Source organism: Paraburkholderia sp. SIMBA_053 (genome assembly GCF_046534895.1).
GTDB lineage: Bacteria > Pseudomonadota > Gammaproteobacteria > Burkholderiales > Burkholderiaceae > Paraburkholderia > Paraburkholderia caledonica.
Map to the genome: position 1 here is coordinate 1 of NZ_JAWRXU010000772.1, position 268 is coordinate 268.

Genomic DNA, 268 nt, shown 5'->3' on the forward strand with positions numbered 1-268 from the left:
CCCTGATCCTCACCTACCCGGGCGGCGACGGTCACTCCCTCTACAAGACCTACTCCTCGGTCGGAAACGTGGTCGTCGAGATGTGGCAGCCCTTCACGGGGGAACCCGCGTTCGACACCGACGCCGCTGCAGCCCAGCTGCGCGATCGCGCGAGCGAGGCGAGGGCGAAGCTGATCGACGAGCTGACGGAGAACCCGCCGGTTCCGGTGGATGTCCCCGCAGCTGACCCCGCGGCGCCCTGGAGCGAGTGGGAGATCACGACGGCGGG

At 69.4% G+C, this 268-nt stretch carries 1 protein-coding gene; it reads left to right on the top strand.

The window, feature by feature from the left end; all coding sequences use genetic code 11:
• The coding region (locus tag SB753_RS37665) for a hypothetical protein (RefSeq protein ID WP_410805237.1) at positions 1 to 268 on the top strand (268 nt) is incomplete at both ends.